Origin of the sequence: Pelomonas aquatica, assembly GCF_026712205.1 — a bacterium.
Taxonomy (GTDB): domain Bacteria; phylum Pseudomonadota; class Gammaproteobacteria; order Burkholderiales; family Burkholderiaceae_C; genus Pelomonas; species Pelomonas aquatica.
Genome location: NZ_JAPPUW010000029.1, coordinates 42,456 through 57,296 on the forward strand (window position 1 = coordinate 42,456; position 14,841 = coordinate 57,296).

Sequence of the window (14,841 nt, forward strand, 5' to 3'; positions counted from 1 at the left end):
GTTCACACGACGGCAACGCGACCCATTGCCGTCGTGCGAACAGGCCCTGACCGGTAGGATCGGTGCAACCCACTCCCAAGGCAGTCCCATGAGCTACTCCATCAATCTCGAAGGCCGTGTGGCCCTGATCACCGGCGCGTCCAGCGGCCTGGGGTCGCAGTTCGCGCGCACGCTGGCCCAGGCCGGCGCCTGCGTCGTGCTGGCCGGCCGCCGCGTCGAGCGCCTGAAGGATCTGCGCGCCGAGATCGAAGGCCGCGGCGGCGATGCCCATGTCGTGCAGCTCGACGTGACCGACGTGGCCAGCATCAAGGCCGCCGTGGCCCATGCCGAGACCGAGGTCGGCACGCTGGACATCCTCATCAACAACTCTGGCGTCAGCACGACGCAGCGCCTCACCGACGTCAGCGAGAACGACTACGACTATGTGATGGACACCAACACGCGCGGCGCCTTCTTCGTCGCGCAGGAGGTGGGCAAGCGCATGCTGGCCCGCGCGCGCGGCGCGGCGCCGGGCACCTTCATCGGCGGGCGCATCGTCAACGTGGCCTCGATGGCCGGCCTGCGCGTGCTGGGCCAGATCGGCGTCTACGCGATGAGCAAGGCCGCCGTCATCCACATGACCCGCGCGATGGCGCTGGAGTGGGGCAAGTACGGCATCAACGTGAACGCGATCTGCCCCGGCTACATCGACACCGAGATCAACCACCACCACTGGGACACGGAGCAGGGCAGGAAGCTCGTCGAGCTGCTGCCGCGCAAGCGCGTGGGCCAGCCCAGGGATCTCGACACGGCGCTGCTGATGCTGTGCGCGAACGAGAGCCACTTCATCAACGGTGCCGTGATCCAGGCCGACGACGGCTTCGGCGTCTGATGTTCAAGCGAGACCTGACCCCGCTGGAGGCCCGCGTCCTCGCCGTCCTCGTCGAGAAGGAATCCACCGTGCCGGACAGCTACCCGCTGTCGGCCAACGCGCTGACCGCCGGCTGCAACCAGAAGACGGCGCGCGACCCGGTCATGGACGTGGGCGAGGCCGAGGTGCTGGCCACCGTGGAGGAACTGAAGTCGCTCAGCCTCGTCAACACCGTCAGCGGCAGCCGCGTGCTGCGCTACGAGCACAACTTCGCGCGGGCCTTGAGCGTGCCCGGTGCCGCGATGGCCCTGCTGGCCCAGCTGATGCTGCGCGGCCCGCAGACGGCGGCCGAGCTGCGGCAGAACACCGAGCGCCTGCACCGCTTTGCCGATGTGTCGTCGGTGGATGGCTTCCTGGAGGAACTGGCCGCGCGCGAGCCGCCGTTCGCCGTCAAGCTGCCCAAAGCGCCGGGTGCCCGCGAGGCGCGCTGGGCGCATCTGCTGTGCGGGCCGGTCGCATCCGTCGAACAGGCCGTGGCGGCAGCGTCGCCGCGCGACGAGGAGCTGGCGTTGCAGAAGGCCGAGCTGGCGGCGGTCAAGGCGGAGCTGGCCTCGCTGCGCGAGCTGGTCTTGCGCATGGCGGCCGAGCAGGGCCTGTCCGCCTGAGGCCGCGAGGTTTCACGCTGATCGAGTTGATGGTGGCCTGCGCCATCGCGGCCATCCTGGCATGCTTGGGTGCCCCGTCGTTGAAAGCCGCCACCATGAGATACAGCGTCCCCGCCGCCAAGAAGCTGACCTACGAGTGCCGCATCCCGATGCGCTGGGGCGACATGGACGCGATGGGCCACGTCAACAACACGCTCTATTTCCGCTACCTGGAGATCGCGCGCGTCGACTGGCTCACGCAGATCGGCGCGCCGCCCAACCCGGGCGGGCAGGGGCCGGTCATCGTCAACGCCTTCTGCAACTTCTACCGCCAGCTCAAATGCCCGGGCGAGGTGCTTGCGAAGCACTACGTCAGCGACCCGGGCCGCACCAGCTTCGAGACCTGGATCACGCTGGAGCGCGCCGACGAGCCCGGCACCCTCTACGCCGAGGGCGGCGCGACGACGCTGTGGTTCGACGCGCAGACCGACAAGGCCATTGCCTTGCCGGACTGGCTGCGCGGAGTCGTCGGCTGACCGGCGGCAGGCGCACGTCGCGCCGACCCAGGCGCGGCGGTCGCGCGGGTCGGCGGGCTCCCGCGGGTGGATCCGGGGCGAGTGCGTCATCCAGCCTCTGTCATCATGCGCGGTCTGATTGAGGAGGACGCTGGGCATGAGGGCATGGATCTGGGCGGGTTGGGCGGCGATGGCGGTGGCCTTGGGGGCGCAGGCGGCGCCGCCGACGGTGGCGCCGGCCGCGAGCGCGCCGCAGGGCTTCAAGCTGTTCCGGCCGTCCGCGCCTGCGTCGGCGGCCCGCGGCGCGCTGCCTGCCCCGGCCAAGCCCGCGGCGGCCGCCTCGGCCGCGGCGGCCCCGGTGCCCGCGGTCGTCGATGCCGAACCCGCCATCCGCGGCTACGCCGTCCCCATCGGCGGCGCGCTCAAGGCGGACAACGAGGAGGTCTGGCAGCGCATCGTCCATCTCGCAGGCGGCAAGGGCGCGCGCTTCGTCGTTTTCGGCACGGCCAGCGAAGACCCCGAAGCCAGCGCCAAGCAGGTGGTGGACCTGCTGCAGCGCCGCGGCGCCATCGCCGAGGCCCTGCCCGTGGCGCCGAAGTTCCTGTGGGTGGACCTGAACAAGGTCGTGCGTGACCCGGCGCTGATCGCCAAGGTCAAGGCCGCCAAGGGCATCTTCTTCACCGGCGGCACGCAGGAGCGCATCGTCGACGTGCTGCAGCCGGGCGGCCAGAGCACGCCGATGCTGGAAGCCATCTGGGACGTCTACCGCAAGGGCGGCGTCGTGGTGGGCACATCGGCCGGCGCGGCCATCATGAGCACCGTGATGTTCCGCGACGCGCCCAGCGTCATCAACATCCTGAAGGGCCGCTTCGTCGACGGCAAGCAGATCGACCGAGGTCTCGGCTTCGTCGGCCCCAATCTGTTCGTCGACCAGCACTTCCTCAAGCGCGGCCGCTTCGGTCGCATGATCCCGCTGATGATGGCCAAGGGCTACAAGATCGGCCTGGGCGTGGACGAGAACACGGCGGCCATCATCCGCGGCGACGAGATCGAGATCATCGGCGACCGCGGCGCGCTGGTCGTCGACCTGACCGAGGCCAGGACCGATGCGGCGCTGGGCGCCTTCAACGTGCAGGGCGCGCGCCTGTCCTACCTGGAGCATGGCGACCGCTACCACCTGCGCGCGCGCGCCACGACGCCGTCGGCGCCCAAGCTGCGCGGCGAGCTGCACGATGCCGAGTCGCCCGGCTTCAAGCCCTACTACACCGACGACGTCTTCCACCTCGACATGCTGGGCGACTCGACCATCTCCAACGCGATGAGCCGGCTGATCGACAGCGCGCGCCGGGAGGTCAAGGGCCTGGCCTTCGACGTGCTGCCGCGCGCCAACGACCCGCTGGCCGAACTGGGCTTCCTGTTCCGCGTCTACAAGGGCCCGGACTCGCTGGGCTGGAGCACCGAGGAGTTCGGCGGCGAGCAGTTCACGGTGGCCAACCTCTACCTCGACATCAGCCCGGTGCGGCTGCCGATGCCGCTGTACGGCGGCTGGGGGCCACCCAGGCCGCCGGAGGCGGCGAACCCGGCGGCGTCCGCCGGGGCTGCGGGCGTGCCGGCTCCGCGCTGAGCGCCGCGGGTTTCCTGCCAAGATATCAGCCCCTCCGATTTCCCATCGCCCGGCCGGCTGGCCGGGCTCCTGAGCCGATCTTGACCTCCAACGCCCCGGCCGGCACCGTCATCGCCATCGGCGGTGCCCTCAAGCCCGACAGCGACGCCGTCTGGCAGCGCCTCGTCGACGAAGCCGGCGGCGCGGGTGCGCCCATCGCCGTCTTCCCGACGGCGGCCTACGAACCCGAACGCGTCGCCGCGCAGATCGTCGCGGCGCTGGAGCGCTGCGGCGCCCGCGCCGAGGTCGTGCCGGTCGCACCCCATCTGCAGGGCGTCGACCTGCAGGCGCGGCTGAACGACCCGGCGCTGATCGCCCGCGTCGCCGCCAGCCGCGCCGTGTTCTTCTCCGGCGGCGCACAGGAATACATCGTCGACACGCTGCAGCCCGGCGGGCGGGCCACGGCCATGCTGGACGCGGTCCGCGCGGTCTTCGCGGCCGGCGGCGTCATTGCCGGCACCAGCGCCGGCGCGGCCGTGCTGAGCCGCATGATGTTCCGTGACGCGATGGACAACCTGCTCGTGCTGAAGGGCCTGTGGCGCGCCGGCCAGGAGTACGACCGCGGCCTCGACTTCCTCGGCCCGGACCTGTTCATCGACCAGCATTTCATCCGCCGCGGCCGCATCGGCCGCATGCTGCCGGCCATGCGGGCGCTGGGCTACCGCCTCGGCCTGGGCGTGGACGAGAACGCCGCCGTCGTCATCCAGGGCGGGCGGCTGGAGGTCGTCGGCGGCAGCGGCGCCGTGCTGGTGGACCTCGGCGAGGCCGCCAGCGAGCCCGGCCTGCCGGCCTTCAACCTGCGCGGCGCGCGGCTGTCCTACCTCGCCGCCGGCGACTGCCACGACCTCGGCAGCGGCCTGACGACGGCGGCGCCGCGCAAGCTGCGCGAGCCCTGCATCGACCCGGCTGCGGCCGGCTTCGCGCCGGGGCTGAAGTCCGAGCGCTACTTCCTCGACATCCTCGGCGGCGGCGGCCTGCTCGACGCGATGACGCAGCTGCTCGACGGCCCCGCGCCCGAGGTGCGCGGTCTGGCCTACCGCGCCAACCCGCGGCCCGGCGACCCGGCACCCGAACTCGGCTTCGAGTTCCGCCTGCACCGTGACGCGGGGCTGCGCGGCTGGCGCAGCACGACGCTGGGCGGCGATGACTGGACGGTGCTCGGCGCGCGCCTGGACGTGATTCCCGTGCGCGTCGCCAACCCTTTGTTCACGCCCCTGGCCGCCTTGCCCCGGCGCGTGGTCGAATCGGTGCTCGCGGGCCGCGGCGGCCCCGGGGAGAACGGCGATGGCAATGGTCAGCGGTGAATTCAGCGTGGGCATGGCGGCCCAGGCCGCCGAGGACGGCAGCGCGGCCATAGGCCGCATGGTGCTGGACAAGCGCTACCACGGCGCGCTGGAGGCGCGCGGTGCCGGCCAGATGCTGGCCACGCACGGCAGCGTCGCCGGCTCGGCGGCCTATGTGGCGCTGGAGTCGGTGAGGGGCACGCTGCAGGGCCGCGAGGGCAGCTTCGCCCTCGTCCACCACGGGCTGATGGCGCGCGGCCAGCCGTCGCTGGACATCAGCGTCGTGCCGGACTCCGGCACCGGCGCGCTCGTGGGCCTGTCGGGCCGCATGCGCATCCGCGTCGAGGGCCACCAGCACTTCTACGATTTCGATTTCAGCCTGCCAGGGGCCTGACCCCGAAGGAGACCCCATGAAGAAGATCTATTCGGCCGCTGCCATCGCGCTGCTGGCGGGCGCCGCCCAGGCCGCCGACGTCGGCGTGTCCATCCAGGTCGGCCAGCCCGGCTTCTATGGCCGCATCGACATCGGCAACACCGCGCCGCCGCCCGTCGTCGTCGCCGAACCCGTCTGGGTGCAGCGCCGGCCCGTGCGCGTCGAGCCGGTCTATATGCGCGTGCCGCCCGGCCACCAGAAGCACTGGGACAAGCACTGCGCGGAGTACAACGCCTGCGGCGTGCCGGTCTACTTCGTCCGCGAGGACTGGTATCAGGAGCGCTACGGCGAGCGCAGCGAACGCCGTCGCGACGACGATGACGACCAGGGCCATGGCCGCGGCAAAGGGCATGGCAAGCACAAGGGCCAGGATCGCGACTGAGGCGGCGCGGCCTGCGCCGCGACACAATCGCGGCCATGGCTGAAACCGACTCCCGCCCCGAAGGCTTCCAACGCGTCAGTGCCGCGCTCGCGGCCTCCGAGCATCCCCACCCGCCGCTGTGGCTGGACATGGCCGCCCGCACCGCCCAGGAGGCCGCCGACGCCCTCGGCGTCACGCTGGGCCAGATCGCCAAGTCCGTCGTCTTCCGCCGCAAGGCCGACGACTCCGCGGTTCTCGTCATCACCTCGGGCGACAGGCGCGTCGACGAGGCCAAGCTCAAGCCCCACACCGGCCCGCTGGGCCGCGCCGATGCCGAGTTCGTGAAGGCCCGCACCGGCTTTTCCATCGGCGGCGTGTCGCCCGCCGGCTTTGCGCCCAGCGACGGTGCCGCGCCGCCCGAGCTCTACATCGACCGCGAGCTGTTCCGCTTCGACATCATCTGGGCCGCGGCGGGCCACCCGAACGGCGTGTTCAAGCTGACGCCGGGCCAGCTGGAGAAGCTGACCGGGGCGCCGGTGATCGACGTGGTTCAGGAATGAAGGCACGGCCTGCCTCACCCTGCGTCAACGTCTGCCAGATGGACGCGGCCAGCGGCTGGTGCCGCGGCTGCGCGCGCAGCCTCAACGAGATCGCCGGCTGGGGCGGGGCGCCGGAGGCCGTGCAGCGGCATGTGCTTGAGCAGCTGCCCGAGCGCCGCGTCGATCTGCACCGGCAGGGCCTGTGGCTCGGGCCGTGGCCGTATTTCCAGGAACAGGACCGATGAAGCAGCTGACCTTCTATTTCGACCCGATCTCGCCCTATGCGGCCCTGGGCTTCGAGGCGCTGCCGGAAGCCCTCGCCGGCCACAGCGTCGAGGTCGTCTACCGGCCCATCCTGTTCGCGGCCCTGCTGCAGGCGCTCGGGCAGAAGGGGCCGGCCGAGATCGAGGCCAAGCGGCGCTGGACCTTCCGCCAGGTCGCCTGGCTGGCCCATGTGCAGGGCGTCGTGCTGGACCCGCCGGCCCAGCATCCCTTCAACCCGCTGCCGCTGCTGCGCCTGGCCTGGGCCTGCGCGGCGCCGCAGGGCCAGCCGGGCGACACGCCGGGGCGCTGGGTCGTCGAGCAGCTGTTCCACCATGTCTGGCGCGGTGCCGGCGCCGACGCCAACGAGCCGGCCCGCCTGGCCGAGCTGACGCGGCGCCTGGCCCCCGCGCAGGACCCGGCCGGCGAGGCCGTCAAGCAGCGCCTGCGCAGCGAAACCGAGGCGGCGCTGGCCGTGGGCGTGTTCGGCGTGCCCACCATCGAGCTCGATGGCCGGCTGTTCTGGGGCCAGGACGCGCTGCCCATGCTGCGCGCGGCGCTCGATGGCGATCCGTGGTTCCGTAGCGGCATCTGGGAGGCGGCCGCGCAGCCGCGGCCGGGCATCACGAGAAAGCACTGACGCGGGCTGTTCGCGTTGATGCAAACCGTCTCGGGATTTACCCGCTGGCCCCAGAGGTTCCCGCATTGAGAAATGCTGGCTCCGGGTTCCTGCGGAGTTTGTCAGCGTCGATTCAGACTCGCGTCAGAACGGGGTCAGAGGCCGTGTGAATAGTCTCGCTGCAAGAGCCACCCCATCCCGCGGGCGGTTCGACATCAGACGGAGACTTTTCATCATGGCAACTGCAGCAGCTTCCGCCGCGACGCCGATGACCGCCGGCGAGAAGAAGGTGATCTTCGCGTCGTCGCTGGGCACGGTGTTCGAGTGGTACGACTTCTACCTCTACGGCTCGCTGGCCCCCATCATCGCGAAGCAGTTCTTCGCGGGCCTCGACCCCCAGGCGGCCTTCATCGCGTCGCTGCTGGCCTTCGCCGCCGGCTTCATCGTGCGCCCCTTCGGCGCGCTGGTGTTCGGCCGGCTCGGCGACATGATCGGCCGCAAGTACACCTTCCTGGTGACCATCCTGATCATGGGCCTGTCGACCTTCATCGTCGGCGTGCTGCCCAGCTACGCGACCATCGGTGCCGCGGCGCCGGTGATCCTGATCGGCCTGCGGCTGCTGCAGGGCCTGGCCCTCGGCGGCGAGTACGGCGGCGCCGCCACCTATGTGGCCGAGCATGCGCCGCACGGCAAGCGCGGTGCCTACACCTCGTGGATCCAGACCACCGCGACGCTGGGCCTGTTCCTGTCGCTGATGGTCATCCTCGGCACCCGCACGGCGCTGGGCGAGAAGGAATTCGGCGAGTGGGGCTGGCGCGTGCCCTTCATCGTGTCCATCATGCTGCTCGGCATCTCGGTGTGGATCCGGCTGAGCATGAACGAGTCGCCCGCCTTCCAGAAGATGAAGGCCGAGGGCAAGACCTCCAAGGCGCCGCTGTCCGAGTCCTTCGGCCAGTGGAAGAACCTGAAGATCGTGCTGCTGGCGCTGTTCGGCCTGGTCGCCGGCCAGGGCGTGGTCTGGTACTCGGGCCAGTTCTACGCGCTGTTCTTCCTGACCTCGGTGCTCAAGGTCGACGCCTCCAGCGCCAACATCTGGATCGCCATCTCGCTGATGCTGGGCACGCCCTTCTTCGTCGTGTTCGGCACGCTGTCCGACAGGATCGGCCGCAAGCCCATCATCATGGCCGGCCTGCTGCTCGCGGTGGTGACCTACTTCCCGCTGTTCAAGGCGCTGACCCAGGCGGCCAACCCCGACCTCGCCCGCGCCCAGGAGACCTCCAAGGTCACGCTGACCACCAACATGGCCTCCTGCTCCTTCCAGGGCAGCCCGCTGGCACGCGAGGTGGACTTCACGAGCGCCTGCGACATCGCCAAGCGTGCGCTGGCCGTCTCGTCCGCCAGCTCCGAGACCGTCGAGGGCGCCCCGGGCGCGCCGACCGTCGTGCGCGTCGGCGACAAGGAGATCCAGGTGCCGACGGCCACCAAGCTGACCGAGCACAAGTTCGACGAAGCCAGCACCAAGGCCATCGCCGCCTTCAAGAAGGACCTGGGCGACGCGATGAAGGCCGCCGGCTACCCCGCCAAGGCCGACCCGGCCAAGGTCAACGTGGTCATGGTCATCGGCGTGCTGTTCGTGCTGGTGATCTACGTGACCATGGTCTACGGCCCGATCGCGGCCATGCTGGTCGAGATGTTCCCGACCCGCATCCGCTACACGTCGATGAGCCTGCCCTACCACATCGGCAACGGCTGGTTCGGCGGCCTGCTGCCCTCCATCACCTTCGCGATGGTGGCGCAGAACGGCAACATCTACCACGGCCTCTGGTACCCCATCGTCATCGCTGCGATGAGCTTCATCGTCGGCATGATCTTCGTGCGCGAGACCAAGGACGTGGATATCTACGCGAAGGACTAAAAACCGAGTCCCACGCCGCCCGCAAGCGGCGTGGCATGACGCAGGAACAGGAAGCCGGCCTACGCCGGCTTCTTCCATTTCACGCGGCGTCTGCCCGGCAATGCCGCGCCACGAAGCCCTCGTGCGTCGGCATCTGCTGCGCCGCCTGCGCCATCGCCTCGCGCTGTTGGCGCAGCATCGAGGCGCCATCGACGCCGCGAAGGTCCACCAGCGGGTCGTGTCGCTCGGGCCAGTTGAACTGGCCGATGTGGACCGCCAGCCAGCTCTGGTTGCCGAACAGGTCGTTGCCCTCGGACACCAGCCGGCCATAGCGCCGGAAGTGATCGATCTTCCATTGCAGTGCGTCCGGGACCGGCATGGCCGCGCAGTAGCGCCACAGCTCGCTGTCGTCGCGTTCGGTCAGCTTGTAGTGCAGGATCAGGAAGTCGCGGATGCGCTCCCATTCCTGGATGCCGATGCGGTTGTATTCGGCGATGGTCAGCGGATCGAAGTCGCGATCGGGGAAGAGGGCCAGCAGCCGCGAGATGCCGGACTGCACGAGGTGCAGGCTGGTCGACTCCAGCGGCTCCATGAAGCCGCTGGCCAGACCCAGGGCGACGACATTGCGGTTCCAGAACTGGCGGCGCCGTCCGGCCGTGAAGCGCAGCGGACGCGGCGCCGACTGGGGGGCGGCGTCGAGATGGGCCAGCAGCGTCGCGGCGGCTTCGTCGTCGGAGATGAAGCGGCTGCAGTAGACATGGCCGTTGCCGGTGCGGTGCTGCAGCGGGATGCGCCATTGCCAGCCGGCCGCATGGGCGGTGGAGCGGGTGTAGGGCGTGAAGTCGGGACCGCGCTCGCACGGCACGGCCAGCGCGCGGTCGCAGGGCAGCCAGTGGCTCCAGTCCTCGTAGCCGGTGTGCAGGGCCTCCTCGATGAGCAGGCCGCGAAAGCCCGAGCAGTCGATGAAGAGGTCGCCGTCGATCTCGCCGCCGTCGGCCAATGTCACGCGCTCCACATGGCCGTTGTCGGGGTGCAGCTGCACGGCGGCGATGCGGCCCTCGGTGCGCTGCACGCCGCGCGATTCGGCCAGCTCGCGCAGGAAGCGGGCGTAGAGGCCGGCGTCGAAGTGGTAGGCGTAGTCGTAGGTGGAGCGCACGTCGCGCGGCTCGGCCACGGGCGGCGCGAAGCGGTTCAGCCGGGCGGCGGCCCAGGCCATGGCGTGTTCGTCGATCGACGCGTCGCCGCCTTCATGCCAGCTTTTCAGCCAGTGCTGGTGCAGGGGCGCGTAGTCGAAGGCCACGCCGTGCGGGCCGAAGGGGTGGAAATAGCGCTGGCCCTGGCGGCCCCAGTTCACGAACTGGATGCCGAGCTTGAAGCTGCCCTGGGTGCGGCGCATGAACTCGGCCTCGTCCAGGCCCAGGGACTGGTTGAAGGTGCGGATGGGCGGGATGGTGGCCTCGCCGACGCCGACCGTGCCGATCTCGTCGGACTCGACCAGCGTGATCGCGCAGCGGCGCGAGGCGAGGGCGGTGGACAGCGAGGCCGCTGCCATCCAGCCGGCCGAGCCGCCGCCGACGATGACGATGCGGCGCAAGGCGCGCGGCGCGGAGTTGTCTTGCATGTCGATCTTCCCCATGGCGGCTCGCTGTGGGCCGGCCGCCGCAGTGTCCCGCAAGCCAATCCGGCCGGCGGCGCACGAGGCGCAGCCAGCCGGAGCGGGGTTGCCGTTCCGGCACGGCTCGGACTCTGGGTCCGACCCATGCCGTTCAGGCTCAGAACGCGTAGCGCAGCGACGCGTTGATCGTGCGGCCGTTCTCGACGCCGGCGCCGAACACCGTCATCGAGCCCGGCACGAAGCCGCCGCCGCCGGCGGGGTAGACCTTGTCGAACAGGTTGTTCACGTTCAGCGCGCCGGTCAGGCCCTTGCCGAAGTCGTAGTTGACGAAGGCGCTGACGACGTAGTGGCCGCCGATCCTGATGGTGTTGCCGCCGTCGGCCCAGACGGAGTCCTGGCCGCGGATGGTTGCGCCGAAGGTGGCGGGGCCGACCGTGTAGCGCGGCGAGATCGTGTAGCGCAGCTTGGGCAGGCCGGCCTCGGTCTTGCCGATGAAGGCCGGGGCGCCCAGGTTGGTCGTGATCTTCTCGTCGGAGTAGACGAGGTTGACGTTCAGCGCGAAGTCGCCGATCGCGCCCGCCGTCTCCAGCTCCAGGCCGTCGGCCTTGTAGCCGACGACGTTGAGCTTCGGGCCCTGGTAGTTGGGCAGCGCCGGGTTGTCCTGGCGGGTCTGGTCGTAGTCGAACTCCTGGGTCGTGGAGTGGAACAGCGTGGCCGACAGGCCGTAGCTCAGGCGGTCGGCGTGGCCGCGGTAGCGTGCGCCGATCTCGTTCTGCCTGACCGGGGCCAGCGCCGCATCGCGGTTGGCGAGCAGGCCGGTCTTGGCATCGATGTTGGCGCTGAACAGCAGGCGGTCGGCGATCGCCCGGTTGCCCTTGCTGGTGCGCGCGAAGACGCTCAGGTCGGGCGTCAGGCGGTAGTTCACGCCGGCGGAGTAGTTGGTGTAGGACACCTTGTAGCTCGACAGCCCGCGCGGCGTCGTCGCGTCGATCAGGTAGACGTTCTTCTCGGCGCCGGTGATCTGGCCGTCGCCGTTCACGTCGAAGGCGCGCGAGGTGCCGGCGGCATAGCTCGCGTCCGACGAGAAGCTCTCGCGGCGCACGCCGGCGTCGACGTCGAGGTTGCCGCGCTGCAGGTTCAGCGACAGATAGGGGGCGTTGGTCGTGAAGTGGGCGTCGATGTCGCGGGCGCAGCAGCCGCCCCACTGGTTGTTGTAGCCGGTCAGGCCGGCGGTGGTCAGCGCCGCGCCGGTGCTGTCAAAGGCGTCGATGACGGCGCCGTTCTTGCCCACCTCGACGAGGCGCTCGCTGATGGCCCAGCGCTGCACGACGTTCTGGCGCGAGTGGAAGATGCCGCCCTTGAGGTCGAGCGTGCCCAGGTCGAGCTTGAACTGCTTGTTGACCGACAGGTCGTTGACCAGATTGCCCATGTCGGGCGTCTGCGTGTTGATGGCCGCGCCCTGCGACACCAGGCCGAGCTGGAGGTTGGCGGCCGTGACGGCCTGGCCGGCGTTGGGGCCGTTGTAGAACCTGGCCGTCGTGCCCGCGCCTAAGCCCGACAGCATGTTGGCCAGCGTCATCACGTTCAGGAACTGGGTCTGGAAGGCGCCCGAGTTCTGCGACCTGCGGAACTTGTCGTCGATGGTGAAGCCGTTGTCCAGCGCGTTGTGGAACTCCAGGCCGACCGACTTGGAGTTGACGGTGATGCCGTCCGTCAGCGAGGTGTTGGTCAGCTGGCGGGTGACCGGGTCGATGCCGGGCACGCTGGCGTTGTAGATGGACACGCCGGACTCGCGCGTCGCGTCGTAGCCCGGCACCTTGGCGAATCCGCCGATGCTGTTGCCGCTCTGCGTGGCGTTGATGAAGGTCTGCGGGTTGGCCGGCGCGTGCTCGTCCAGCACCTTGAAGTAGGCACGGACATAGCCCTTGCCGTCGTTGAACTCCTTGGTGATGTTGCCCTTGAGCTGGTAGCCCTGCAGCGCGTTCGACGTCGAGCGGTGGGAGCCCTCGCCCTCGCGGTAGTAGCCGCCGATGTGGTAGTACAGGCCCTTGTCCAGGCGGTCGCCGTAGTCGGCGTCGACGCGGGTCTCGTTGTAGTTCAGGCCGCGCGACAGGGCCAGCGAGCCGCCCCTTTCCTTGCCGGTCTTGCTGATGTAGTTGATGACCGCGCCCGGGGCCTGCGATGCGAACACCGACGATGAGCCGCCGCGCAGCGTCTGGATGCTGTCGATGTTGTTGTCGAAGCGGATCCAGTAGTCGTTGTTCGAGAAGTTCATGTCGCCGAACTGCACGCCCGGCAGGCCGTCTTCCTGCAGCTGCACGTACTTGGAGCCGCCGGAGGCGATGGGCAGGCCGCGCACCGAGATGTTGGCGTTGCCGCCGGCGCCGGCCGTGGCGTCGGTGCGGATGCCGGGGATCAGCAGCAGCACCTCGGCCTCGGTGCGCGGGCCGAAGTCCTTGATCTGATCCTGGTCGATGTCGGTCACGGTGACCGAGCTGCGCATCTTGGACTTCACGCTGGACGTGGCCGTCGTGACCACGCGGTCCAGGCTCGCGACATCGGACTTGGCCGCGTCGGGCGCCTCGGCGGTCTGCGCCAGGGCCGGCAGCGCCAGCGCCGCCAGGGACGTGGCCAGCAGCTGGGCCAGCGGGGTCAGGGTGGGGCGTCGAGAGGATTGGGGCTTCACGTTGTCTCCTTCGTTGGAATGGTTTGCCTGGCAGTGCCGGCCGCAGCTACGACCTTCTGTAACTGTTGGGCGAAGCATAGTGGTGCTTGTCTTTAAAAGCAATCGATTGCAATGCTGGGGAAAACCAGCGATGTTGGTGCGCGCCGACGGCGGCATGCGCCGGACTGGGTTGCGGCGCGGCTCCGGTGCCGTGCGGGTCTGCGGTGGCTGTCTGCTGGCGTTGATCGGCGGTTTCGCCAATGTTCAAAGGGCTTCGTCGGATGTTTTGCGCTGATGATCCGGCGCGCCTGCCGGGTTCGACAGGCTTTGGCGACCCGTCCGATGCGCCAGGGCCGAGCGCCGGCTGCCACGCCGAGGTGCGCGCCAGCCTCGTTTCAGCCTTTCGGGATATCCCTGAATACAAACGATTGCATTACGCCCAGAATGGGTGCATTCGCCGCCGTCATGGATACCCTGCACCGCCTCCTCGCCTCGTTCGCCTCCGCCCTCGGCCCCAGCCGCCGGGCGCAGACGCTGACCGCCTGGGCGCTGGTGGGGCCGGCCTTCGTCGGCTTCCTGCTGTTCCATGCGTGGCCGACCGGCCGGGCCCTGGCCATCAGCTTCACCGACTGGAACCTGCTGAGCGAGCCGCGCTTCGTCGGCCTGGACAACTATGCGCAGCTGCTGCGCGACGGCGGCTTCTGGCAGGGCATGAAGCTCAGCGCCTGCTATGTGCTGCTCAACATCCCGCTGCAGATCGTGTTCGGCCTCTTCCTGGCCGTCGCGATGGACCGCCTGGCGCGCTCGCTGTGGGTCAAGGCCCTCGTGCTGCTGCCCTATCTGCTGTCCAACGTGCTGGTGGCCATGATCTGGCTGTGGATGCTCGATCCGCTGCTGGGCTGGGCCAACGAGATGCTGGCGACGCTGGACATCGACCGCCAGCCCTTCTTCGGCGGCGTGGACCAGGCGCTGCTGACCGTGGCGGCCGTCAACATCTGGCGCCACATGGGCCTGGTGGCGCTGCTCTTCCTGGCCGGGCTGCAGAACATCCCGCGCTCGCTCTACGAGGCGGCCGGGCTGGAGGGCGCGTCGGAGTGGCAGATGTTCCGCCGCATCACGCTGCCGCTGCTGCGGCCGGTCATGGTCTTCGTGCTGGTGACGAGCGTGACCGGCTCCTTCCAGATCTTCGACACCATCGCCGTGACGACCAAGGGCGGCCCGCTGGACTCGACGCAGGTCATCGTCTACTACATCGTGCAGAACGCGTTCAGCTTCTACAAGATGGGCTATGCGTCGGCGATGTCGATGATGCTGTGCCTGGTCATGCTCGCGTACACCGTGCTGCAGATGCGCATCATGCGCGCCAACGAAAGCGACCTGGCATGAGACATCCAGTGTCAACCCCCGCCAGAAGAAGTGGCTTTGAGGGCGGACAGATGAAGGCTGGCGTCGTAAGTCTTGCGATCGGTCCAGGCGCGCCAGAGCACGCGCAACCAGGC

General features: G+C 69.6%; 15 protein-coding genes and 1 pseudogene. 14 read left to right on the top strand and 2 right to left on the bottom strand.

Annotation, left to right across the window (positions count from 1 at the left end):
- Window positions 1–88: 88 nt before the first annotated feature.
- The 12 genes and pseudogenes from NYP07_RS21865 to NYP07_RS21915 all read left to right on the top strand — a co-directional run bounded on the left by NYP07_RS21865 (window position 89) and on the right by NYP07_RS21915 (window position 9,083).
- Window positions 89–871: an SDR family oxidoreductase gene (locus NYP07_RS21865; RefSeq protein WP_268153943.1), complete on the top strand. Its 783-nt coding sequence runs from the start codon at window positions 89–91 to the stop codon at window positions 869–871.
- A complete protein-coding gene (locus NYP07_RS21870) occupies window positions 871–1,515 on the top strand; it encodes a YceH family protein (RefSeq protein ID WP_268153945.1) in 645 nt (214 codons plus the stop codon). Before NYP07_RS21865 ends, NYP07_RS21870 begins: the two co-directional genes overlap by 1 nt.
- Window positions 1,512–1,580 (top strand): annotated as a pseudogene (locus NYP07_RS24175) (prepilin-type N-terminal cleavage/methylation domain-containing protein); the annotation flags it as partial. The gene NYP07_RS21870 and the pseudogene NYP07_RS24175, both read left to right, overlap by 4 nt.
- A 30-nt stretch (window positions 1,581–1,610) precedes the next feature.
- Window positions 1,611–2,030, top strand: a complete 420-nt coding sequence (locus NYP07_RS21875; RefSeq protein WP_268153947.1) for an acyl-CoA thioesterase — start codon at window positions 1,611–1,613, stop codon at window positions 2,028–2,030.
- Window positions 2,031–2,166: 136 nt separating this feature from the next.
- On the top strand, window positions 2,167–3,633 hold the full coding sequence (locus tag NYP07_RS21880; RefSeq protein ID WP_268153949.1) for a cyanophycinase: 1,467 nt from the start codon (window positions 2,167–2,169) through the stop codon (window positions 3,631–3,633).
- 80 nt (window positions 3,634–3,713) lie between these two features.
- Window positions 3,714–4,976, top strand: a complete 1,263-nt coding sequence (locus tag NYP07_RS21885; protein ID WP_268153951.1) for a cyanophycinase — start codon at window positions 3,714–3,716, stop codon at window positions 4,974–4,976.
- The gene (locus NYP07_RS21890) at window positions 4,957–5,349 is read left to right on the top strand and encodes a DUF3224 domain-containing protein (RefSeq protein ID WP_268153954.1); all 393 of its coding nucleotides are present in this window, start codon (window positions 4,957–4,959) and stop codon (window positions 5,347–5,349) included. The genes NYP07_RS21885 and NYP07_RS21890 overlap by 20 nt, the downstream gene beginning before the upstream one ends.
- A gap of 16 nt (window positions 5,350–5,365) precedes the next feature.
- Window positions 5,366–5,770 (top strand): hypothetical protein, encoded by a 405-nt coding sequence (locus tag NYP07_RS21895; protein WP_268153956.1) that lies wholly within the window; start codon window positions 5,366–5,368, stop codon window positions 5,768–5,770.
- A gap of 35 nt (window positions 5,771–5,805) precedes the next feature.
- Window positions 5,806–6,309, top strand: a complete 504-nt coding sequence (locus tag NYP07_RS21900; protein WP_268153958.1) for a YbaK/EbsC family protein — start codon at window positions 5,806–5,808, stop codon at window positions 6,307–6,309.
- Complete coding sequence (locus NYP07_RS21905; protein WP_268153960.1) at window positions 6,306–6,533, top strand: DUF1289 domain-containing protein; 228 nt, start codon at window positions 6,306–6,308, stop codon at window positions 6,531–6,533. Before NYP07_RS21900 ends, NYP07_RS21905 begins: the two co-directional genes overlap by 4 nt.
- Window positions 6,530–7,189, top strand: a complete 660-nt coding sequence (locus tag NYP07_RS21910; protein ID WP_268153962.1) for a 2-hydroxychromene-2-carboxylate isomerase — start codon at window positions 6,530–6,532, stop codon at window positions 7,187–7,189. Before NYP07_RS21905 ends, NYP07_RS21910 begins: the two co-directional genes overlap by 4 nt.
- A gap of 214 nt (window positions 7,190–7,403) precedes the next feature.
- Window positions 7,404–9,083, top strand: coding sequence for an MFS transporter (locus tag NYP07_RS21915; protein WP_268153964.1), 1,680 nt, complete (start codon window positions 7,404–7,406; stop codon window positions 9,081–9,083).
- A 79-nt stretch (window positions 9,084–9,162) separates the two neighbouring features.
- Here the strand turns inward: NYP07_RS21915 and NYP07_RS21920 are convergent, their stop codons facing one another.
- Window positions 9,163–10,683, bottom strand: a complete 1,521-nt coding sequence (locus NYP07_RS21920) for a tryptophan halogenase family protein (protein WP_268153966.1) — start codon at window positions 10,681–10,683, stop codon at window positions 9,163–9,165.
- A 151-nt stretch (window positions 10,684–10,834) separates the two neighbouring features.
- Window positions 10,835–13,363, bottom strand: coding sequence for a TonB-dependent siderophore receptor (locus tag NYP07_RS21925; protein ID WP_268153968.1), 2,529 nt, complete (start codon window positions 13,361–13,363; stop codon window positions 10,835–10,837).
- A gap of 82 nt (window positions 13,364–13,445) precedes the next feature.
- Here NYP07_RS21925 and NYP07_RS21930 point away from each other — a divergent pair, with 82 nt between their 5' ends.
- Window positions 13,446–13,637, top strand: a complete 192-nt coding sequence (locus tag NYP07_RS21930) for a hypothetical protein (RefSeq protein ID WP_268153970.1) — start codon at window positions 13,446–13,448, stop codon at window positions 13,635–13,637.
- Window positions 13,638–13,807: 170 nt separating this feature from the next.
- Window positions 13,808–14,728 carry a carbohydrate ABC transporter permease gene (locus NYP07_RS21935; RefSeq protein ID WP_268153972.1) on the top strand — a complete coding sequence of 307 codons (921 nt, stop codon included), beginning with the start codon at window positions 13,808–13,810 and terminating at the stop codon, window positions 14,726–14,728.
- Window positions 14,729–14,841: the final 113 nt, after the last annotated feature.

What these genes read in the sequence shown, in the direction of transcription:
- NYP07_RS21920 (WP_268153966.1), bottom strand. Translation starts at nt 10,683, where the DNA reads ATGCAAGACAACTCCGCGCCGCGCGCCTTGCGCCGCATCGTCATCGTC.
- NYP07_RS21900 (WP_268153958.1), top strand. Translation starts at nt 5,806, where the DNA reads ATGGCTGAAACCGACTCCCGCCCCGAAGGCTTCCAACGCGTCAGTGCC.
- NYP07_RS21905 (WP_268153960.1), top strand. Translation starts at nt 6,306, where the DNA reads ATGAAGGCACGGCCTGCCTCACCCTGCGTCAACGTCTGCCAGATGGAC.
- NYP07_RS21870 (WP_268153945.1), top strand. Translation starts at nt 871, where the DNA reads ATGTTCAAGCGAGACCTGACCCCGCTGGAGGCCCGCGTCCTCGCCGTC.
- NYP07_RS21875 (WP_268153947.1), top strand. Translation starts at nt 1,611, where the DNA reads ATGAGATACAGCGTCCCCGCCGCCAAGAAGCTGACCTACGAGTGCCGC.
- NYP07_RS21865 (WP_268153943.1), top strand. Translation starts at nt 89, where the DNA reads ATGAGCTACTCCATCAATCTCGAAGGCCGTGTGGCCCTGATCACCGGC.
- NYP07_RS21890 (WP_268153954.1), top strand. Translation starts at nt 4,957, where the DNA reads ATGGCAATGGTCAGCGGTGAATTCAGCGTGGGCATGGCGGCCCAGGCC.
- NYP07_RS21935 (WP_268153972.1), top strand. Translation starts at nt 13,808, where the DNA reads ATGGATACCCTGCACCGCCTCCTCGCCTCGTTCGCCTCCGCCCTCGGC.
- NYP07_RS21910 (WP_268153962.1), top strand. Translation starts at nt 6,530, where the DNA reads ATGAAGCAGCTGACCTTCTATTTCGACCCGATCTCGCCCTATGCGGCC.
- NYP07_RS21880 (WP_268153949.1), top strand. Translation starts at nt 2,167, where the DNA reads ATGAGGGCATGGATCTGGGCGGGTTGGGCGGCGATGGCGGTGGCCTTG.
- NYP07_RS21895 (WP_268153956.1), top strand. Translation starts at nt 5,366, where the DNA reads ATGAAGAAGATCTATTCGGCCGCTGCCATCGCGCTGCTGGCGGGCGCC.
- NYP07_RS21915 (WP_268153964.1), top strand. Translation starts at nt 7,404, where the DNA reads ATGGCAACTGCAGCAGCTTCCGCCGCGACGCCGATGACCGCCGGCGAG.